This window comes from Paraburkholderia sp. GV068, assembly GCF_003058125.1.
Taxonomy (GTDB): Bacteria; Pseudomonadota; Gammaproteobacteria; order Burkholderiales; family Burkholderiaceae; genus Paraburkholderia; species Paraburkholderia graminis.
The window spans coordinates 1003503-1022108 of record NZ_QBUB01000001.1; the positions used below are offsets into that span (position 1 = coordinate 1003503).

Sequence of the window (18606 nt, forward strand, 5' to 3'; positions counted from 1 at the left end):
GCGGAGAGTGCCGCGACTGAAAGAGCGCGAGGACTCAGGTATTGTCGTCGCTCCAGCCGCCGGAATCGTCGTTGCTGCCCATGTCGATGCCGCCACCGCTGTTGTCGTTCCAGTCGTTCGAGCCCTGGCCGAAATCGAGCCCGCCGCCATTGTCGCCTGAGTTGCCGCGCCTGCGCCCTTCATCGTCGACGATGACGTCGCGCTCCACGACGCGTTCACGCCCCGAGTTCAGCGCCTCGCCGAGCAGCACGCCGGTCAGCAGCCCGCCCATGCCGCCGCCGAAACCGCCGCCTTGCTGCACGACAACAGGCGGTTGCTGCTGATACGGACCTTGCTGCGGATAGGGCGCTTGCGGCGGATTGCCGAAGCGCTCGGCTTCGCGCGCATACGGCGACTGCTCGTTGCCTGCCGCGGCTGCTGCGTTCGGATCGGGCCGGCCTTCGGCGCGTGCGCGCAGGCTGCCGATACGCTGCTCCAGTTCATCGAGCTGATACGGCGGCACCGGATTCTTGCTGTTCGACAACGCTTCGACGAGCGTGCGCAACTGGTCTTCGGTTGCTTCGACTTCCTTTTCGAGCGCTTCGTGACCGGGCGCAGTGGAGAGCTTCACGTCGAGTTTCAGCGAACGCACGGTGTTGAGCAGGTCGGTTGCACGCTTGAGTTGCACGCGACGATCGTCGTTCGCGCGCGTGTCGTCTTGCGTGCGGGCGCGGCGCAAGGTCCAGCGCAACACGAGCGCAATCACGCCCACGATAAGCAGAATGCCGACCCACATACCGATGCCCGGGCCGTGGCGCTCAGGCGCTTGCGGCACTTGCGGCGCGAGTCCGGCCTGTTGCTGCACGGCCGGTGCATTCGCGTTTTGCTGGGCGAACGGGTTGTCCGCGCGGCTCGTCGATTTGGCGTTGGCGTTGCCCACCCGTTCGGCGTCCCGACGAATGCGCGCCTCGACTTGTGCGAAGCGCGTGGGGTCGGTGAAACGGATTTGCGGGTCGAGCGTCTTTGCCTGTTGAAGCTGCGCGAGCGCGTCGCCATAGCGGCCTTCACGGTCGAGCACCTGGCTGTACAGGTAATGCGCGCGCGCATTGTTCGGATGCGCCTGCAGCACTTCGGACAAGCCGGCGTCGGCCTGCTGCCAGTTGCCTTGCGACATCGCGGATTCGATCTGCTGCACGGTCGGCACGGCAAACGCCGCGGCCGAAACGAGCATGAGCGAGACGAATGCGCTTGCGATAAGTTTTTTCATTTGCGGACCGGGCGTCATACGCCCGTCTCCTTCAGTCGATTGCGCCGGGCCGGCGATCCGGCGGCGGCCGGCGGCCGGCGGCCGGTTAAACATCCACGCTCACCGGCCTGCCGTCAGACACTACTCACGCAATTACTGGGCCGGCGTATTGAGCTGCTTCTTCAGCGCTTCGAGACGGTCTTCCACCGACGGGCCGCGGTTCAGATCCGCGAGCTTGTCGTCGAGCGCCTTGCCGCTTTTGACGTCGGCGGAATTCAGGCGTGCGTCCGACCGTGCATTCGACAGTGCGACCTTGTCCTCGAGCTTCTGAAAATCTTCGGAAAGGTTTTTTCCGCCGATGCCGCCGAGCGCCGTCGCAGCGACGTCTTTCGCCTCGGCGATTTGCTGCTTGGCCTGGAGAATGTTGGACCGCGCGTTCAGATCGTTGCGGCGCGCGCGCATGTCTTCGATCTGGCTCTTCAATTGCGCGACCGACGGCTCGAGCGTGGCGAGTTCCTTCGTCAGTGCATCGCGTTCCGCCTCGGCGGTGGCTTGCGCGCTCAGCGCTTCACGCGCGAGCGCTTCGTCGCCGGATTGCAGCGCACGCTTCGCGCCGTCTTCATACTTCTTCGCCTTGTCGGCGGCAACATCGCGCTTGCTTTGCTGCGTGGCCACCTGCGCCTGAATCTCGATCAGCGAATTTTCGGCCTTGCCGATGCTCTCGTCCAGTTCGCGCACGATCTGGCGCGAGTCGCGCGACGGGTCCTGCACGGAGTCGGCCGCGTCGTTCAGGAGACCTTTTAGCGTGCGCGAAATGCTGTCAAAAAGCGACATGAAAACCTCCAAAGAATGGTGTCGGCGCTGAATAGTTCACGCGCGTTCGATTGCTTGCCACTGCTACTTTACGCCGCCGCGCGACAAGCAGCGCAGCGTTCGGACCGGAGGTCGGGGCGCGCGTGCGGAATGCAATAGCACGAGCGCAAATTGTCCGGCCGGTTCGCGCATGCGTCGCGTGATGAAGCGGCAAGCTTCGATGATAAACACGCGAGCGCGTCCCTCCAGCGGCTCGCGGATATTACACCACGGGCTCTCTTAAAATGCGCTTAAAGGGCACGATGCGCGAGCCGCTCAGTGTGCGAGCGGCGAGTGTCGTCGGCGTGAATTGAGCGATGGTTGCGAAAGCGTAAGCGCGCGGAGACGATGAGCTTGCATCGTACATTCGCCTTACACCTCCATTGCGTTTCGCCGGCGCTAGGCGAAGCGTCCGCCTTCGGGGCCCAGATCGCCTTGCGGATCGTCGTCATCGCGCGCGATGTCGAGGCGAGGGCGCTTCAATACGCTCTTTATGTGCGTCTGTACTTGCGTCTGCGTGGTGACGGCAGCGGGCGCCGGCTTCTGATCGGCAGCCGCTCGGGCCGCGGCGACTCGCGCGACGGCTTCGGCCGTAGCGACGGCGTCTTCATCGACATCGGCAGTGAGCGCGGCCAGCACATCGGCGGGCAGCAGCGGGGCGGGTTCGGAAGGAGCGGGTTGAGATGCGTGCGGCGCGCTACCCGCAAGCGCTTTGCCTGACGACGTCATCGGCTCATGCGCCGCGCGGTTCGCCGCATCGGGCAGTGCGTGGTTTGCGTCGGCGTTCGCGAGTCCGCTCGCCTCGCTGCTCGCGCGCGTGCGCAAGCCTGGCGGCAGCGCCGCGCGCGCATGCTCCGTGTCCTGCGCGACGCGCCGCAGCGCGGCGTCGAGCGCATCCGGTGCGCGCGGCGCATTGAGCCTGTCGACGATGCTCGCCGCTTTCACCTGCTCGCTCGTCGCGTCGAAACTCAGCACCGCGCGCCGCATGAGCTCGCTGACGCTGATGCCGAGCTCGTCGGCGGTGGCGGCGATCGCGCGTTTCTGCGCGGGCGTAACGAATACGACGATGCGTTCGCTGGGCTTTGTCATGATCGGCTCGCATACTTTTGTTGGTGTGGCGCTTCGCGGCGCGCATCGGCGTGCGCCGAATCCATCATATGACGAGTTGCGCCGATCGCAAACGGGCGCGTCGTGAAAATGCCGTGACATCAACGGCTTGTGGCGTTTTTGGTGGGCTTGTCCACAGGCTTGTGAACGTTTTCTGTTGATAACTCGCGCTGTGTGCGCAAGCGCATCGAAAGCTTGCCGAATCTACTCAAGCCCGCGCCGCCGGGGCCGCCGCGAAGGGAATTCTTACAAAAAAACTGCGTTGAGCGCGGCTTGATTTCTTTAAAATGCGCTGTTACGTTGCGCCGGACACTGTTCGGGCGCGCCGTGGCGACTCGCGGGGGCAAAGGGTCGCGCGGCGGTTTGCGTCCCGGACAACGCCCGCTCAGGATTCATGCGCGCTTCAAGCGCGAGAACAAGGCGTTGAATCATGGCATCCGGTCATGGCATTCAGTCATCCACTGAGTCATGAGACTGAGTCACGCCATTGATTCACGCGCCCACTATTCCAGTCATGCCAATCATCAAACGACCGCATTCTTCGCATTCTCCCGCCGGTCAAGACCGGGACTCCTACCGCCGCACCGAGGGACGCAACGCCGCTTCGCGAGATCGCGAAGAACGCGGCCGCCCGATCGGCGCGACCATCGCGATCTGGTTCGCGAGCTTCGCGGCGATTGTCGCCGTGGTGGGCGCGCTGATCGTCGGCTATGCGCTCGTCGTGATGGGGCCGAACTTGCCCTCGCTCGACGCGCTCACCGACTATCGTCCGAAAGTGCCGCTGCGCGTCTACACGGCGGACCATGTGCTGATCGGCGAATTCGGCGAGGAGCGGCGCTCCCTCGTGCGCTTCCAGGACATCCCCGACCAGATGAAAAAAGCCGTGCTCGCGATCGAGGACTATCGCTTCTACGAGCACGGCGGCGTCGACTTTCTCGGCATCTTGCGCGCGGGTTTCGCGGACCTCGCGCACGGCGGCGCGTCGCAGGGCGCGAGCACGATCACGATGCAGGTCGCGCGCAACTTCTTCCTGTCGAGCGAAAAGACCTACACGCGCAAGGTTTATGAAATGCTGCTCGCGTACAAGATCGAGCGCGCGTTGACGAAGGACCAGATTCTCGAGCTGTACATGAACCAGATTTATCTGGGTGAGCGCGCGTATGGTTTTGCCGCGGCGGCCCGCGTGTACTTCGGCAAGGATCTGAAAGACATCACGCTCGCGCAGGCCGCGATGCTCGCGGGTCTGCCGAAAGCGCCGTCCGCGTATAACCCCGTGGTGAACCCCAAGCGCGCGAAGATCCGTCAGGAATACATTCTGAGGCGCATGTTCGAGCTTCGCTATATCAGCCAGGAGCAGTACGACCAGGCGGTGAAGGAAGAGATTCACACGCGCAATCCGGGCAACGAATACAGCGTGCACGCCGAGTACATCGCCGAAATGGTTCGGCAGATGATGTATGCGCAGTACAAGGACGAAACCTATACGCGCGGCCTGAACGTGACGACCACGATCGATTCCGCCGACCAGGACGCCGCGTATCGCGCGGTGCGCAAGGGCGTGATGGATTACGAGCGGCGCCACGGTTATCGCGGGCCGGAAGGTTTCGTGCAATTGCCGGCTGCGGGCGACGACCGCGATCAGACTATCGACGACGCGCTCACCGATCATCCGGATAACGGCGAACTCGTCGCCGCCGTCGTGACGGACGCGAGTCCGAAGCAGGTGAAGGCGCAACTCGTCGACGGCACGCAAGTCACGATGAGCGGCGAGGGCTTGCGTTTTGTGGCGAATGCGCTGAGCGCGCGCGCCGCGTCGGCGACGAAGATCAAGCCCGGCTCGATCGTGCGCGTGATGAGCGACGACAAGGGCAACTGGCAGATCACGCAGCTTCCGCAAGTGGAAGGCGCGCTTGTGTCGCTGACGCCGCAGGACGGCGCGATTCGCGCGCTCGTCGGCGGCTTCGATTTCAACAAGAACAAGTTCAACCACGTGACGCAGGCATGGCGTCAGCCGGGTTCGAGCTTCAAGCCGTTCATCTATTCGGCCGCACTCGACAAGGGCCTCGGACCGGCGACGATCATCAACGACGCGCCGCTGTACTTCCCGTCGAGCACGCCAGGCGGCGACGCATGGGAGCCGAAGGACGACGATCAGCCGGATGGTCCGATGCCGCTGCGTCTCGCGTTGCAGAAGTCGAAGAACCTGGTGTCGATCCGCATCCTGTCGTATATCGGCACGAAGTACGCGCAAGACTTCGTCACGCAGCGTTTCGGTTTCGATACCGACAAGACCCCGCCGTATCTGCCGATGGCGCTCGGCGCGGGGCTCGTCACGCCGTTGCAATCGGCGGGCGCGTATTCGGTGTTCGCCAACGGCGGCTATCGGATCAACCCGTATCTGATCAGCGAAGTCACGGACGCGCGCGGCGAGCCGCTTTCGAAAGCCCAGCCGCTCACGGCCGGCCGCGACGCGCCGCGCACACTCGAGCCGCGCAACGCGTACATCATGAACAGCCTGTTGCATTCGGTCGCGACGGCGGGCACGGGCGCGGGCACCAACGCGCTGCATCGTTCGGACTTGCAGGGCAAGACGGGTACGACCAACGACGCAAAGGACGGCTGGTTCGCCGGTTATCAGCAATCGCTCGTCGCCGTTGCGTGGATGGGTTACGACCAGCCGAAGACGCTCGGCAGCCGCGAGTTCGGCGCGCAACTCGCGTTGCCGATCTGGGTCGAGTACATGCAGCGCGCGTTGCGCGGCGTGCCGCAAAGCGAGCCGGCGCAACCGGACGGCGTGACTTCAGTCGACGGCGAGCTGTTCTATTCGGATATGACGCCGGGGAATGGTTTCGTGGCGAGTATCGGGCTCGATTCCGCGAATCCGACGGCCGGTGTGAGCGATGCGGTCGGCGGCGTGGGCCCTGCGGGTATGACGCCGCCGGCGGTGCCGCCGCCGAGCGTGTCGTCGAACGAGAAGAAGCAGATCATGGATCTGTTTGAGTCGAATAAGCCTTGAAGATGGGAAGCGCGTGCGAGCGGTGCTCGCACGCGCTGTGTTCTGTGCAGACCGCAAGGCAATGCGGACTTATGCGCGGGTCTGCCGTGTCGCTGAGACTAAGCGGAGGGCCGCGGCGTGCAATGCCGCCGAACATGGCCCGGTGCAGGTTCTCTTTCAGTAGCCTGCCTCTCGGCGTATCTCTTTCAGTTGTGCGTAACTGATTATCTGAAAATGCTGATCGTCGTTAAATTGGGCGATGAGCTTTGAGTCGTCGGGTGGCGTTTCTCCAAACATCTGGTAGTGAAATGCAAGCGTGGTCACATAGTTGACAGTTGGCACGATTGAGTGGGCTCGCGTGTAGCCACCGGTCTTCACGGCACGCCAGAAAACCCTGTCGCCGACGATGCTCTCAGACGAGTCCTTGAAGAGCCAGACTGCGCATGCGGGAAACGCAGCTCGCGTCAGGAAATAGCAATTCGTGTCGTTGAAATCGATCCCGTTGGATTCCTTGCAGATGCCAAGCACGCGGCCGTCTGCCGCAATTATTGTGCGAGTAGCCGTGACCACCTGCGCACCCGTCATCTGTACTATTGAGCGCATCGTTTCGATGTGGTTTGGCTCGTACCAGTTGTCGGCATCGAGAAAGCAGATCGCATCGAAACCATTGGCAGCCGCGCACGCGGCACCTACTCCACGAGGAGTGTCTCCATAGTCACCGTGATTCGGAATCTTGATGTGGACGACGTTTTCCCAGCTATCGACATCGGCAGCAGGGAACCCATCGGCGACCATGAAGTGAGTGACGTCCCCTTGCTGTCCAAGGACGCTCTCGTGGCACCTTCGTAGAACGTCAAGCGGCTCTTTATAGTACGGGCTAATAACGGCGACTCGCATGAAGAATTCCCGAGGTATCCATGGAGCGGCGAATTATATATATCGGTAGGTCGCAGAAGGCTATCTCGATTAATGGTCGCGCGAGGTCTACGTCTTTAAGGCAATCCCCGCCGCTTATGCTTCATTCCGCACCGCTGCCGATAACCCCAGCCCGCTCAACGAGTTAGCCTGCTTATCAGAAAGTTTTCAACAGGCTCATGAACATCAACTGGGGATAACTCCGGCCGACTAATTCGTACCACCAGGTTTCGCCTCTACTCCCCGCGAAACCTCGCCCAAACTCGCCTGCCCACCGTCACCCCCCACAGGCGGATTCCCCATCGCCTGAAACAGCGCCGCCGTATCCGCGAGCCGTGCGCTCGTGTAGCGAATCTCATCGAGCTGCGCATTACGAAACTGCTGCTCGCTGGTCCGCGTCGACGACACCGGCACGGCGCCGAGCCGATAGCGCCCCGACGTTTCATCGAAAACACCCTGCGCCGAACGCGCCGCCGTACTCGCGGCATCCAGCGCCTGCGCGTCATGCTCGAGCGCGGCGAGCGTATCGGCGACGTTCTGGAACGCGGCGAGCACCGTTTGCTTGTATTGCGACACCGTGGCCTCGTAGGTGTTCATGGCCGCGCGGCGCTGCGCCATCAGCGCGCCGCCGTGAAAGAGCGGCTGCGACAGTGACGCGCCGATGCTCCAGATCGCGCCCGCGCCCGAAAGCGCGACCGGCCAACTGAAGCCGCCTTGTCCCATCGACGCGCTCAGCGACAGGCTCGGATACATCTGCGCGGTCGCCACGCCCACATCGGCGGCGGCGGCTTTCAACGCGGCGTCGGCGGCCTGAATGTCGGGCCGCGCACGCAAGAGTTCGCTCGGCACCACGACCGGCACCTGCTCGGGCAGATGCAAGCTCGCGAGTTGGAGATCGTCCGGTGCGGCGTCCGGCGTGCGGCCCAGCAGCACGGCGAGCGCGTGACGCGTCGTTTGCCATTGCTGCCTGAGCCCCGGCAGACTCGCCGACAAACTCGCCGCACTTTGTTGCGCGCTCAACTGATCGGCATGCGAGACGGCGCCAAGCGCATAGCGCCGCGCGGTGTCGTGAGCCTGATCGTTCGCGAGCGTGACGAGCCGCTCGGTTGTGTCGATTTGCGCGCGCAATGCCGCGCTCGTGATCGCGGCGCTCACGATGTTCGCAGCGAGCGCGCGCCGCGCGGCGTCGAGTTGATAGGCCTGCACGTTCACGCGCGCGGCGAGCGCGGCATCGGCGAGACGCGCGGCGCCGAACAGGTCGATCGTATAGTGCGCCTGCAATTGGCCGACGAAGATGTTGTACAGAAACGTGTTCGGGCCGATCTCCGGAATCGCCAGCGCGCGATTGCGGGTTGCCTGACCGCCCGCGTCGATGGTGGGCAGCATCGAACTGCCGATCTGCGCGCGCAGTTGCTCGCGCGCGGCGGCAAGCGTCTGTTCGGTGGCGGCGAGCGTCGGGCTATTGCGCAAGCCTTCGTCGACGAGCGCGTTCAACGCATCCGACCGATACAGCGTCCACCACTCGGGCACCGGTTTGCCGCCGACCATGAACTGCTGCGCGACGCCTTGCGCGGCGACGGTTTGCGCCGGTTGCGCCTCGCTGCCGTAGTGGAGCGGCTGCGGCATCGCCGGCGGCTCGCCGTTCGGTCCGAACGAACAGCCGGCAAGCGAAGCGGCGAGCGCGAAGGTGAAGCCCGCAAGCGCCGTGCTGCGCGAGACGCGTGCCGGCGAGAAAACCGCCAACCTGCGCAAGAGGCGGGAATGTGCGAACTGGTTCATGTTCAATTTCCCGTGTGCGCCGCGCCGGATTCGGGCGGCGTTTGCGGCTCGCGCTCGTCGTTGCGTACGCGGAACGACAGCGCGTAGAGAGCCGGCAGATAGAACAAGGTGAGGACGGTCGCGCTCGTGATGCCGCCCATCAGCGCGGTGGCCATCGGCCCGAAAAAGTTCGAGCGCAACAGCGGAATCAGCGCGAGCACGGCGGCGGCAGCGGTCAGCGTGATCGGCCGGAAGCGCCGCACGGTCGCGCCGACAATCGCGTCGAAGCGCTTTTGCCCCGAGGCGATGTCCTGCTCGATCTGGTCGACCAGAATCACCGAATTGCGCATGATGATGCCGAACATCGCAATCACGCCGAGCATCGCGACAAAGCCGAACGGCTTGCCGAACAGCAGCAGGGTGAAGACCACGCCGATCAATCCGAGCGGCGCCGTCAGCACCACCATCAGCACGCGCGCGAAGCTCTGCAACTGGATCATCAGCAATGTGAGCACGACGACGATCATGATCGGCATTTGCGCATTGATCGACGCCTGGCCTTTGCCGCTTTCTTCGACGGAACCGCCTATCTCGATCCGGTAGCCGACAGGCAAGCTCGCGCGAATCGGCGCGAGCGCCTTGTCGACGGCATGCGTCACGTCGATGCCTTGCGCGCCCGGCGCGACGTCGGACTGCACGGTGATGGTCGGCTGACGGTCGCGTTCCCAGATCACGCCGTACTCAAGATCGTTGCGCAGATGCCCGAGCGTGCCGAGCGGCACCGCGCCGTTCGGCGTGGGCATGGCGAGCGTGACGAGCTTCGCCGGGTCCACGCGCTCGGCTTTCGGCGCGCGCAGATCGACGCTGATCAGCTTGTCGCGCTCGCGATACTGCGTGACGGTATAGCCGGACAGCGTCATCGCGAGGAAGCTCGAAATGTCGTCTGAACTCACGCCCAGTTCGCGCGCTTTTGTCTGGTCGACTTCGAAGCGCACCGAGCGTTCGGCCGGCTCGTCCCAATCGAACTGCACGTTGCGCGTATCGCGGTCGGCGCGCAGCGTCGCGGCGACTCGCTCGGCGATCGAGCGCACCGTCGCGATGTCGTCGCCGCTCACGCGAAACTGCACGGGATAGCCGACCGGCGGCCCGTTTTCGAGGCGCGACAGGCGCGTGCGAATCGCGGGAAAGTTATTGCGCAGTTCGGGCTCGAGCCATTGCGCGAGCTTCTCGCGCTCTTCCACGGACTTTGCGGTGATCACGAACTGCGCGAAATTCGGCTGCGTCAGTTGCTGGTCCAGCGGCAGATAAAAACGCGGCGCACCGGTGCCGACGAAGTCCACCGAGTGATCGATTTCAGGGCGTCCCACAAGTACCTTTTCGAGCCGTTTCGCTTCGCGCAAGGTCGCGTCGAACGATGCGCCTTCGGGCAGCCGCACGTCCACCAGCAGTTCGGGCCGGTCCGAACTCGGGAAGAACTGCTGCGGCACCAGCGCGAAGCTGGCCATCGCCACGACGAACAGCACGATGGTGATGGCGAGCACGATGAAGCGCCGCTCGATACACCAGCCGATCCAGCCGCGCAGACGCTTATAGAAGCCCGTGTCGTAGATGTCGTGTTCGTGATCAGGAGCGTGGTGCGCCTCGCGCTTGCGCTCGGGCAGCAGGTGAAAACCGAGCAGCGGAATCAGCACGACCGCCGCGAGCCACGACGCGATCAACGCGATCGCCGAGACTTCGAAAATGGAGCGCGTGTATTCGCCGGTGCTCGACTTGGCCAAGGCAATCGGCAGAAAGCCCGCGACGGTGACGAGCGTGCCGGTCAGCATCGGAAATGCCGTGCTGGTGTAGGCGAACGCCGCGGCGCGCGTGCGGTTCCAGCCCTGCTCGAGCTTCACGGCCATCATTTCGACGGCGATGATCGCGTCGTCGACCAGCAGGCCGAGCGCAAGCACGAGCGTGCCGAGCGATACCTTGTGCAGTCCGATGTCGAACATGTACATGCACAGCGCGGTGACGGCGAGCACGACCGGAATGGAGATGACCACCACCATGCCGGTGCGCACGCCGAGCGACACCAGGCTCACCACCAGCACGATCGCGATGGCTTCGGCCACGGCTTCCAGGAAGTCGTCGACGGAATGAGCGACGGCGTGCGGCATGCTCGACACTTCGGTCAATTGCAAACCGGCGGGCAGCGCCTTGCGCAGGCCGACCATTTGCGCGTCGAGCGCCTTGCCGAGACGGATCACGTCGCCGCCCGGCTGCATCGTCACGCCGATGCCGAGCACCGCCTTGCCGCCCGCGCGCATCTGCGTGACGACCGGATCGTCGTAACCGCGCTTGATCGTCGCGATGTCGCCGAGACGGAACGAGCGGCCGTTGATGCGGATCAGCGTGTCGGCAAGCGCGTTCACGTCCTTGAACTGGCCGGTGGGACGCACGAACACGCGGTCGTCGGTCGTGGTCAGCGTGCCCGCCTGCGACACCGCGTTCTGCGAGTTGATCGCCTGCCCGAGTTGTTGCGGCGAAATGCCGAGCCGCGTGAGCTGCGTGTTCGTGATCTCGACGTAGATGTGCTGATCGGGATCGCCGAAGTAATCCACCTTGGCGACGCCGGGCACGCGCAGCAGCACAGTGCGCAACTGGTCCGCGTAATCGTGCAGTTGCGCGGGCGAGAAGCCGTCGCCTTCGAGCGTGAAGATGTTGGTGTAGACGTCGCCGAATTCGTCGTTGAAGAACGGACCCTGAACGCCTTGCGGCAAGGTCGCGGCGATGTCGCCGACTTTCTTGCGCACCTGATACCAGGTTTCGGGCACGTCCTTCACGGGCGCGGAGTCTTTCATCGTGAAGAACATCAGCGACTCGCCGGGGCGCGAGTAGCTGCGCACGAAGTCGATGGCGGGCGTTTCCTGCAGCTTGCGGCCGATGCGGTCCGTCACCTGTTCCTGGACCTGGCGCGCGGTCGCGCCGGGCCAGAAGGTGCGGATCACCATCACGCGAAACGTGAACGGCGGGTCTTCGGATTGCGCGAGGCGCGTGTAGGCGAGGGCGCCGAACGCGGTGGCCAGTGCGATCAGGAAGACGACCAGCGCCTGATGGCGCAGCGCCCACGCGGACAGATTGAAGCGTCCTTCTTCGTGCGTCGCGCTCATGAAGCGAAGTCCTCGGGATGCAGTGGCGCAATCGCGCGGACTTTCTCACCGGCGCTGACCGTATGCACGCCTTGCAGCACGACGTGTTCGCCGTTCTTCAGGCCCTGGCTCACGACGATCGTGCGCTCGTTATAGCGCGCGACCGTGACGCGGCGCAGCTCCAGCGCGCTGTCCGCCGCTCGCACGACCCACACGGCCGGCTGCGTGCCGTCGTGAAAGAGCGCGGTGGACGGCAGCACGAAAAAGCCGTGCTCGCCTTCGGCGTTGCTCGCCGCCGAAGACGAACGCGCCGACAGCGCGATGTCCGCGGTCATGCCGAGGCGCACGTCGGGCCCAGGATTCTCGAGCGTGAGTTTCGCGCGATAGGTGCGGCTCTGTGGATCGGCGGCGGGCGACAGTTCGCGCACGCGCGCCGTGAACTTGCGGCCAGGCAGTGCGCCGAGCGTGACGTTCGCCGTTTGCCCGACGGAGAGGCCGGCGAGCGCGCTTTCCGGCACGTCGCAGACCACGTCGAGTTCGCCGCTCCACGCGAGGTTGTAGACGGCCTGGCCCGCCGACACGTTCTGACCTGTGTCAGCCTGCTCGGCGGTGATCACGCCGGCGTGATCGGCGGCGAGCGTCGTGTATTGCAACTGATCTTTCGACAACGCCGCCTGCTGCGCCGCCTGATCGCGCTGCGCAGCGGCCGACGCATATGCGTTGGTGGTCTGCTCAAGTTGCGCGGGGGCGATCAGATTTTCCTTGGCTTGCGCCCGGTCGCGGTCGAGCTGCTGCTTCGCGTATTGATAGCTGTGCTCGGCGGCGGCGAGCTGCGCCTGCGCGCTCGCAGCGTTCTTTTGCGCATCCGCGGGATCGAGGCGGGCGACGATCTGGCCGCTCTTCACCACGTCGCCAAGACGCACGCGCCGCTCGACGATTTTTCCGCCGACGCGAAACGACAGCGGCGTCGAATAACGCGCCTGCACCTCGCCGGGCAGCGACGCGACGGGCGCGGCGTTGCCGTCCGCATGAACGGCGACGGCCACGACGGGCCGCGGCTCGGGCGCCGCGGCTTCCTTTTTCGAACACGCGCTCAACGCGACGACGCCCGCAAGCGCGAGCGCAACGGCGAGGCGGCGCGCACGCCGTTGCCCCGCGAGGCGAGGAGACTGCTGGCGCATCGCTTCAGATGCGCGGAAACCGGGACGCTTCACAATGACCCCAACCGGAAACAGCGAAGAACATGGCAGGCCGCAGCGGCATACCAGCGAAGAGCGCACGCCCGGTCATGCAATTGGCATACGCATCTGATTTTCAATGATGCCTCGCATTCTAATACATACCTGTATCTGAATGTCGATGTGAATTAGAATTCTTTTCGGTGCTAGACTTGCGCCCATGAAACGGCAAAGACTCACACGCGAGCAAAGCAAAGACCAGACGCGGCAGCGTCTGCTCGACGCTGCGCAGGCAACTTTTATGAAGAAGGGCTTTGTCGCGGCGAGTGTCGAGGACATCGCCGCGGCGGCGGGCTACACGCGCGGCGCGTTCTATTCGAACTTCCGCAGCAAGAACGAACTGTTCCTGGAACTGCTGCGGCGCGACCACGAGGCCATGCAGGCGGGCTTGCGCGCGATTTTCGAAGAGGCGGTCACGCGCGAGCAAATGGAAGAGCGCGTGATGCGCTACTACAGCAACCTGCATCGCGAGAACAAATGTTTTTTGCTGTGGGTCGAGGCGAAGCTGCTGGCGGTGCGCGACGGCCGCTTCCGGCTGCGGTTCAACGCGTTCATGCACGAGAAGCTCGAGCAGCTCGCCGCGTATGTGAGCGAGTTCTCGGAGCGGGTCGGCACACCGCTGCCGCTGCCGGCCGCGACGCTGGCGCTGGGCTTGATGGGTTTGTGCGACGGCGTGCAGTTCTTCTACACGGTCGATCCGCAGAATGTGCCGAGTGAAACGGCAGAAGCGGTGCTGGCTGGATTTTTCGCGCGCGTGGTGTACGGGCGCAGCGCCTGAGGGCGCGAGGTGCTTAAAGCGCGCGAGGGCGCGTGAAGCGCGAGCATGCGTGGGGCTGAAGATGCCCCACGCCTTTGCGCATAAGTCCCGCTGCGGGAATCAGTTTGTCGTGAACTGCGTGCAGGTATCGACGACGGGGCTCGCGCACACGAACGAATATTCGCCGCTGTAGCGCAGGACTTCTTTACCCGCATGAAGAACGACCTTGATGTCCGGGCAGCGCTCGTAAGCGATAAACGCCGAGCAGGCTGCGGCGGACCAGCAGACCAGAGAAAACGCGATTTTTTCGAGAAGCTGGAAACGGTGTGGCATGGCTAGAGGCTGACGAAATAGCTAGCGGTGAAATTGTTCAGGCGCCATCTTACCAGCATCTAAGGGTTTATACCTAGTCTGACTCCGCAATCACGGGTGAAACGTCGCGCGCACGCATCGGCCAAGCTGGCGGGATTGTCATGTAGAGGTCAGGGTTGGGACAGGTCGGGTCGATACAATCGATTCGTTGGGCAAATCCGCGCGAGCCTTGCCGCGCGGGGTGATGGAGGCGGCAGCGCGCGCCCGGCCCGGCATCTCGACGCAGGAGTCGCCCCATGAATCAATTGCAGTCCATGCGCGTGTTCGTCAAAGTGGCGGACCTCGGCAGTTTCGTCCGCGCGGCAAACGCGCTGGATCTTTCCACCGCTGTCGTCACGCGCCATGTGGCCGATCTGGAAGCGCGCCTCGGCGCCCGTTTGCTCAATCGCACCACGCGCCGTCTGTCGCTGACGGAGTCGGGCGCGACCTATCTGGAGCGCGTGCGTCATCTGCTCGACGATCTCGAAGGCGTCGAGCAGATGCTGGCCGCGCGCCATCACGAGCCGGTCGGCACCCTACGGATCGTCGCGCCGGTGGTGTTCGGGCTGCAAAGCCTCGCGCCGGCCGTGCAGTCGTACGCGGCGCGCTATCCGGACGTCGTGCCCGATGTGACGCTCGCCGACCGCCAGGCGGATCTCGTCGAAGAAGGTTTCGACGTGGGCATCATGGTCGGGCGTCCGGCGCGCAGTGCGAGCATCGTCACGCGGCGACTCACCACCTGTCAGCTAACCGTTTGTGCGACGCCGGCCTATCTCGCGCAGCACGGCACGCCGACGCGCCCCGACGATCTGTTGCGTCATCCGTGTCTGAGCCGGGCGCCCGAGCAGGGCGGCGAGGAGCGTGTGTTCAGCGGACCGGAAGGGCTCGTGCGCGTGAGGACCACCAACGCGATTGCCGCGAACAATAGCGAAATGCTGCGGCAGTTCGCGCTGCTCGGCATGGGCGTCGCGATTCTGCCGAGCTATCTGATTGGCCGCGACCTGGCGTCGGGCCGGCTTGTCGAACTGCTCGGCGATTACCGCCTGCCCGAGATCGAGATCACGATTGTCTATCCGAGCCGCCTTCACTTGCCGGCGAAGGTGCGGACTTTCGTCGATCACCTCGTCGAGCATTTCGAGTCGGACTTCACGGCGCCGGCGCGCGATTCGCGACATGCGAAGCGTGCAGGTGCGCTCGCGGGTTGCGGAGTCCGGCATGTGCGGCCACGAGCGGGCGCCGCCGCCGGTCTCGCAACGGCGCCGGGCTAGATCCAGAGATCGTTGACGGCCGTGCGTTCGTTGGTTGCTTCGCCAGTGTTCTTGACGCCGCGCGGCTCGATCAGCAGCAGCTTCACTTCGCGCTCCGCGAACGGCTTGTGTTCGGTGCCTTTCGGCACGACGAACATTTCTCCCGCCGACAGCGTCACGAAACCGTCGCGCATGTCGATGCGCAACTGGCCGTCCAGCACGATGAAAGTCTCGTCGGTGTCGGCATGCTCGTGCCACACGAAATCGCCTTCGATGCGCACGACCTTGAACTGATAGTCGTTCATTTCGGCAACGACGCGCGCTTGCCATTGGTCCTGGAACAGCGCGAGTTTTTCAGCGAAATTGATCGCGCGGTAGGTTTGTTGTTCTGGCTGGACGTCGGACATGTGGTGCTCCTTCCAAAGAGGGTTGCTGTCTCGGGAAAGAGCATAGCGCGCGCGGACGAGGCGCGTCTGGAACGTTTGTGCGCGGGAGCGGGGCGCGAGCGGCGGCGCTTAGGTCGCGCTTAGGTCGCCTTTAGGTCGGGCTTTTGACCGCGCTCACCTGCGCCCGCACTCACCTGCGGACAAACTCACACACTGAGTCCCGGCCCGAAATTGCCGCCGATCAGCCGCGTGACCGAATCGACGTCCGCGTAGTCCTGCTCAGGCAGGCCGTCGAGCATCGACAGGACTTCGTTGCTCGCACCTGCCTCGCGCGCCGCGTCGACGAGTGCGTCCTTGTTGGCGGGGAAATGGATTTCGCTGAGTACGTCGGAGATCTGCAAGTCGATGGATTCCCCGGGGATGGACGATGCCGTCATGCAAGCGCTCCTGCAGATAAAGTTGGAATGAATCGCGGCGCCGCCCGAGCCGCACAAGCCGCCGGCGCCGCTCAAGCCGCACGCGGACCGCCGCGAGCCGGAACTCCGTATTGCCGGCCGGTTCGCCGCACTCGACCCCTCGGTCGAAGCGGACCGAGCAAAGCCACGCAACGGGCGCTGCTGTCAGGTCTGCAAGCGCTCATTGCGCGCCGCAAACCCACGCTCCGGATGTCGCGACTTCGGCAGGACGATATGCTGCCATTGCTGCGGACGATTGTCGTCCGTGACGGCCACGTCAGGCGCTGCGGGGGCGACTGGCGCGGCGTTCGCGCGTTCGGCGAGGGTGCTCGCCGGCGTGCCGTCCTGCGCGGTGTGAACCGGCGCGGCAAAGCACGAAGCGGACAGCGTCACCATGGTCAACAGTGTCGAGGTTTTCATGCCCGACCTCCTAAGCTCATGCGGCGCTAAGCATTCAGCAAGGGCTGTGCCGTCCCCGCGTCGAAAGGAAAGCGCAAGCCGCGCGAGGCCGGGCTGCAAAGGCCGCGCGCTTTGGTCGGGCGGGGCGCGTAATGCTTGCCCAGCGGCCTGCAAAGCAAGCTTGCCGCGCGCCTCGTGACCACCCATTGTAAATCGCCGATGATGGCGCGGGAATGGCAGTCAAAAGGCAGTGGTGTTCAGCAGTTTGCAGGCGCGGCGGCGCGGCACGGCTGATCGCGCGAGCGGCTGTTCGCGCGTCGCGAAGCTCGCGTCGCTCCATCCTTGCACGCCGCCGCTACCTCAGCACATCGAAGCGCGTCCACGGCCACGACGGCCGGTCGCGCATATAGCCGTTCAGCCAGTTCCACTGCGGATGCCGCTTCATGAACGCCTGGGCGTCGAACGGCCGGCCGCACGGATGTCCCCAGCGCGCCGAGAACGCCATGTCGCGCGCCATCTCGCTGTCGACCACCTTGCCGTCGTTCGCGCCCCACGGATTGAACGGCCCGTGATCCGAGCCGCCGAAACGCGCGTCGTCCAGTTCCAGATGTCCGCAGATCGTGCGCGAACACGGGTTGTCGTTGCGATCGAGATAGACGTCGTGATGATCGGCGATCATCGCCTTCGCGAGCTCGACGTCGATCTTGCCGCGGTGCATCTCCTCGAGCTGCATGAAGCGCAGACGCCGCGCGCCGTTCTTGCGCACGTCGGTATAGTCCTCGCCTTCGCCGATGCATTCCTGGTTGCGGATCTTCAGATCGGTCGCCGTGTTGTAGCCGCTGTAGAAGCCGTCCTTCGTGCTCTCGAAGCCGGAGTAGTGCAGCCCCAGTTCATAGCGCGCGATCTCGCCGGTCTTGATGTCGCCGAGCAGCCAGCTATTCGCGTAGCCGCCGTTGTTCGCCACGGCAAACATTTCGCACCATTCGCCGATGCTGTTCGCGTATTGCGACGCGCGTCGAGAACGGTAGAACTCGGGCGCGCCCGCCGCGTTGTAGCCGACGAAGTTCGAGATGGTCGTCTCCGTCACCATCAGTCCCGCGGCCGTGACCCAGAAATCGGTGAGGCTCGAAATGCAGCCCGGCAGGCCCTGCATCAGAATGCGGTTGCCCTCGTCGGGCACGATGTCGAAGATGACGTTAAACGCGTCGCCCGCGGCGTAGCGGTCCCACGAGTTGTGCGCCATCACGATGCGGCCGTCGCGCGTGGCGTTGCCCGTTGCGATGAACGCGCTGCAATGATGGCCGCGCCGGCCGCGCCAGGGCTTGAGTCCGAGGCCGGGCTTTTGCTGGGCCGCGTGCGCGGGCCACCAGCTTTGCAGCAGGTCCATGTAGCCGTTCCACGCGAGCACTTCGGCGAACGGCAGTTTCGCGCCGTCCGCGATGCCCTGAATTTCGTCGGCGAATTCGGTGTCGAGCTTGTTGGCGAACTGCGAGACGGCGGCCTCGACGAAGGTGTCGAACTCTTCGCCGGTGTCCCATTTCGCAAGGTAGCGGGCGGTGCGGATTGCGTTGCGGATTTCGGCTGCGAGCAGTTGGCCGTGCTGTTCGCCGCGATCGTACGGCTCACCTTCGATATGCAGGAAAATCCAGCCCGCCTGGTCGCGGCGCGCGGCGTCAAGGGACGGTTCGCTCATCTTCCCTCCGATCGGATGGCGGGCGTCGCGCTCGCCCGGCCTGGCGTAAGCTCGCGCTGCCGATGCCGCCACAGCGTCTTTTCATTGTAGAGATTCT

The 18606-nt window shown here is 64.4% G+C and carries 15 protein-coding genes; 3 read left to right on the forward strand and 12 right to left on the reverse strand.

The genetic code is table 11. The features are described 5' to 3' along the window. Window positions 1–34: 34 nt before the first annotated feature. From C8K18_RS04525 to C8K18_RS04535, 3 genes are all read right to left on the reverse strand, one after another. On the reverse strand, window positions 35–1246 hold the full coding sequence (locus C8K18_RS04525; RefSeq protein WP_107706830.1) for a tetratricopeptide repeat protein: 1212 nt from the start codon (window positions 1244–1246) through the stop codon (window positions 35–37). A 132-nt stretch (window positions 1247–1378) separates the two neighbouring features. After that, a complete protein-coding gene (locus tag C8K18_RS04530; RefSeq protein WP_006051744.1) occupies window positions 1379–2059 on the reverse strand; it encodes a PspA/IM30 family protein in 681 nt (226 codons plus the stop codon). A gap of 417 nt (window positions 2060–2476) precedes the next feature. After that, complete coding sequence (locus tag C8K18_RS04535; protein WP_029968619.1) at window positions 2477–3166, reverse strand: hypothetical protein; 690 nt, start codon at window positions 3164–3166, stop codon at window positions 2477–2479. Window positions 3167–3698: 532 nt separating this feature from the next. Between C8K18_RS04535 and C8K18_RS04540 the strand changes: the two genes are divergently transcribed. Continuing rightward, window positions 3699–6200, forward strand: coding sequence for a penicillin-binding protein 1A (locus C8K18_RS04540; protein ID WP_107706759.1), 2502 nt, complete (start codon window positions 3699–3701; stop codon window positions 6198–6200). A 156-nt stretch (window positions 6201–6356) separates the two neighbouring features. Here the strand turns inward: C8K18_RS04540 and C8K18_RS04545 are convergent, their stop codons facing one another. From C8K18_RS04545 to C8K18_RS04560, 4 genes are all read right to left on the reverse strand, one after another. Continuing rightward, on the reverse strand, window positions 6357–7076 hold the full coding sequence (locus tag C8K18_RS04545; RefSeq protein WP_107706760.1) for a glycosyltransferase family A protein: 720 nt from the start codon (window positions 7074–7076) through the stop codon (window positions 6357–6359). A 228-nt stretch (window positions 7077–7304) separates the two neighbouring features. Continuing rightward, complete coding sequence (locus C8K18_RS04550) at window positions 7305–8873, reverse strand: efflux transporter outer membrane subunit (RefSeq protein ID WP_107706761.1); 1569 nt, start codon at window positions 8871–8873, stop codon at window positions 7305–7307. Between the two features lie 2 nt (window positions 8874–8875). Continuing rightward, entirely contained in the window at window positions 8876–12004 is a 3129-nt protein-coding gene (locus tag C8K18_RS04555) for an efflux RND transporter permease subunit (protein WP_053858173.1), read from the reverse strand. Then, the gene (locus C8K18_RS04560) at window positions 12001–13164 is read right to left on the reverse strand and encodes an efflux RND transporter periplasmic adaptor subunit (RefSeq protein ID WP_107706762.1); all 1164 of its coding nucleotides are present in this window, start codon (window positions 13162–13164) and stop codon (window positions 12001–12003) included. The genes C8K18_RS04555 and C8K18_RS04560 overlap by 4 nt, the downstream gene beginning before the upstream one ends. Before the next feature lie 217 nt (window positions 13165–13381). Here C8K18_RS04560 and C8K18_RS04565 point away from each other — a divergent pair, with 217 nt between their 5' ends. Next, window positions 13382–13999: a TetR/AcrR family transcriptional regulator gene (locus C8K18_RS04565; RefSeq protein ID WP_029968608.1), complete on the forward strand. Its 618-nt coding sequence runs from the start codon at window positions 13382–13384 to the stop codon at window positions 13997–13999. Between the two features lie 99 nt (window positions 14000–14098). On the opposite strand, the gene C8K18_RS04570 is transcribed toward C8K18_RS04565, so the two are convergent. Then, window positions 14099–14311 carry a hypothetical protein gene (locus C8K18_RS04570; RefSeq protein WP_006051735.1) on the reverse strand — a complete coding sequence of 71 codons (213 nt, stop codon included), beginning with the start codon at window positions 14309–14311 and terminating at the stop codon, window positions 14099–14101. A gap of 275 nt (window positions 14312–14586) precedes the next feature. On the opposite strand from C8K18_RS04570, the gene C8K18_RS04575 reads away from it, so the two are divergent. Further along, a complete protein-coding gene (locus C8K18_RS04575; protein ID WP_006051734.1) occupies window positions 14587–15597 on the forward strand; it encodes a LysR family transcriptional regulator in 1011 nt (336 codons plus the stop codon). On the opposite strand, the gene C8K18_RS04580 is transcribed toward C8K18_RS04575, so the two are convergent. The 4 genes from C8K18_RS04580 to C8K18_RS04595 all read right to left on the reverse strand — a co-directional run bounded on the left by C8K18_RS04580 (window position 15594) and on the right by C8K18_RS04595 (window position 18509). Next, a complete protein-coding gene (locus C8K18_RS04580) occupies window positions 15594–15983 on the reverse strand; it encodes a cupin domain-containing protein (protein WP_006051733.1) in 390 nt (129 codons plus the stop codon). The two genes, C8K18_RS04575 and C8K18_RS04580, sit on opposite strands and share 4 nt — an antisense overlap. Window positions 15984–16168: 185 nt before the next feature. Beyond that, a complete protein-coding gene (locus C8K18_RS04585) occupies window positions 16169–16399 on the reverse strand; it encodes a DUF2795 domain-containing protein (RefSeq protein ID WP_006051732.1) in 231 nt (76 codons plus the stop codon). Window positions 16400–16582: 183 nt separating this feature from the next. Further along, window positions 16583–16837 (reverse strand): hypothetical protein, encoded by a 255-nt coding sequence (locus C8K18_RS04590; protein WP_029968601.1) that lies wholly within the window; start codon window positions 16835–16837, stop codon window positions 16583–16585. Window positions 16838–17171: 334 nt separating this feature from the next. Further along, window positions 17172–18509, reverse strand: a complete 1338-nt coding sequence (locus C8K18_RS04595) for a C45 family peptidase (protein WP_029968600.1) — start codon at window positions 18507–18509, stop codon at window positions 17172–17174. Between the last annotated feature and the right edge of the window lie 97 nt (window positions 18510–18606).

Excerpts from the sequence above, each read along its gene's own strand:
- C8K18_RS04525 (WP_107706830.1), bottom strand. The coding sequence starts at position 1,246 with ATGAAAAAACTTATCGCAAGCGCATTCGTCTCGCTCATGCTCGTTTCG.
- C8K18_RS04530 (WP_006051744.1), bottom strand. The coding sequence starts at position 2,059 with ATGTCGCTTTTTGACAGCATTTCGCGCACGCTAAAAGGTCTCCTGAAC.
- C8K18_RS04535 (WP_029968619.1), bottom strand. The coding sequence starts at position 3,166 with ATGACAAAGCCCAGCGAACGCATCGTCGTATTCGTTACGCCCGCGCAG.
- C8K18_RS04540 (WP_107706759.1), top strand. The coding sequence starts at position 3,699 with ATGCCAATCATCAAACGACCGCATTCTTCGCATTCTCCCGCCGGTCAA.
- C8K18_RS04545 (WP_107706760.1), bottom strand. The coding sequence starts at position 7,076 with ATGCGAGTCGCCGTTATTAGCCCGTACTATAAAGAGCCGCTTGACGTT.
- C8K18_RS04550 (WP_107706761.1), bottom strand. The coding sequence starts at position 8,873 with ATGAACCAGTTCGCACATTCCCGCCTCTTGCGCAGGTTGGCGGTTTTC.
- C8K18_RS04555 (WP_053858173.1), bottom strand. The coding sequence starts at position 12,004 with ATGAGCGCGACGCACGAAGAAGGACGCTTCAATCTGTCCGCGTGGGCG.
- C8K18_RS04560 (WP_107706762.1), bottom strand. The coding sequence starts at position 13,164 with ATGCGCCAGCAGTCTCCTCGCCTCGCGGGGCAACGGCGTGCGCGCCGC.
- C8K18_RS04565 (WP_029968608.1), top strand. The coding sequence starts at position 13,382 with ATGAAACGGCAAAGACTCACACGCGAGCAAAGCAAAGACCAGACGCGG.
- C8K18_RS04570 (WP_006051735.1), bottom strand. The coding sequence starts at position 14,311 with ATGCCACACCGTTTCCAGCTTCTCGAAAAAATCGCGTTTTCTCTGGTC.
- C8K18_RS04575 (WP_006051734.1), top strand. The coding sequence starts at position 14,587 with ATGAATCAATTGCAGTCCATGCGCGTGTTCGTCAAAGTGGCGGACCTC.
- C8K18_RS04580 (WP_006051733.1), bottom strand. The coding sequence starts at position 15,983 with ATGTCCGACGTCCAGCCAGAACAACAAACCTACCGCGCGATCAATTTC.
- C8K18_RS04585 (WP_006051732.1), bottom strand. The coding sequence starts at position 16,399 with ATGACGGCATCGTCCATCCCCGGGGAATCCATCGACTTGCAGATCTCC.
- C8K18_RS04590 (WP_029968601.1), bottom strand. The coding sequence starts at position 16,837 with ATGAAAACCTCGACACTGTTGACCATGGTGACGCTGTCCGCTTCGTGC.
- C8K18_RS04595 (WP_029968600.1), bottom strand. The coding sequence starts at position 18,509 with ATGAGCGAACCGTCCCTTGACGCCGCGCGCCGCGACCAGGCGGGCTGG.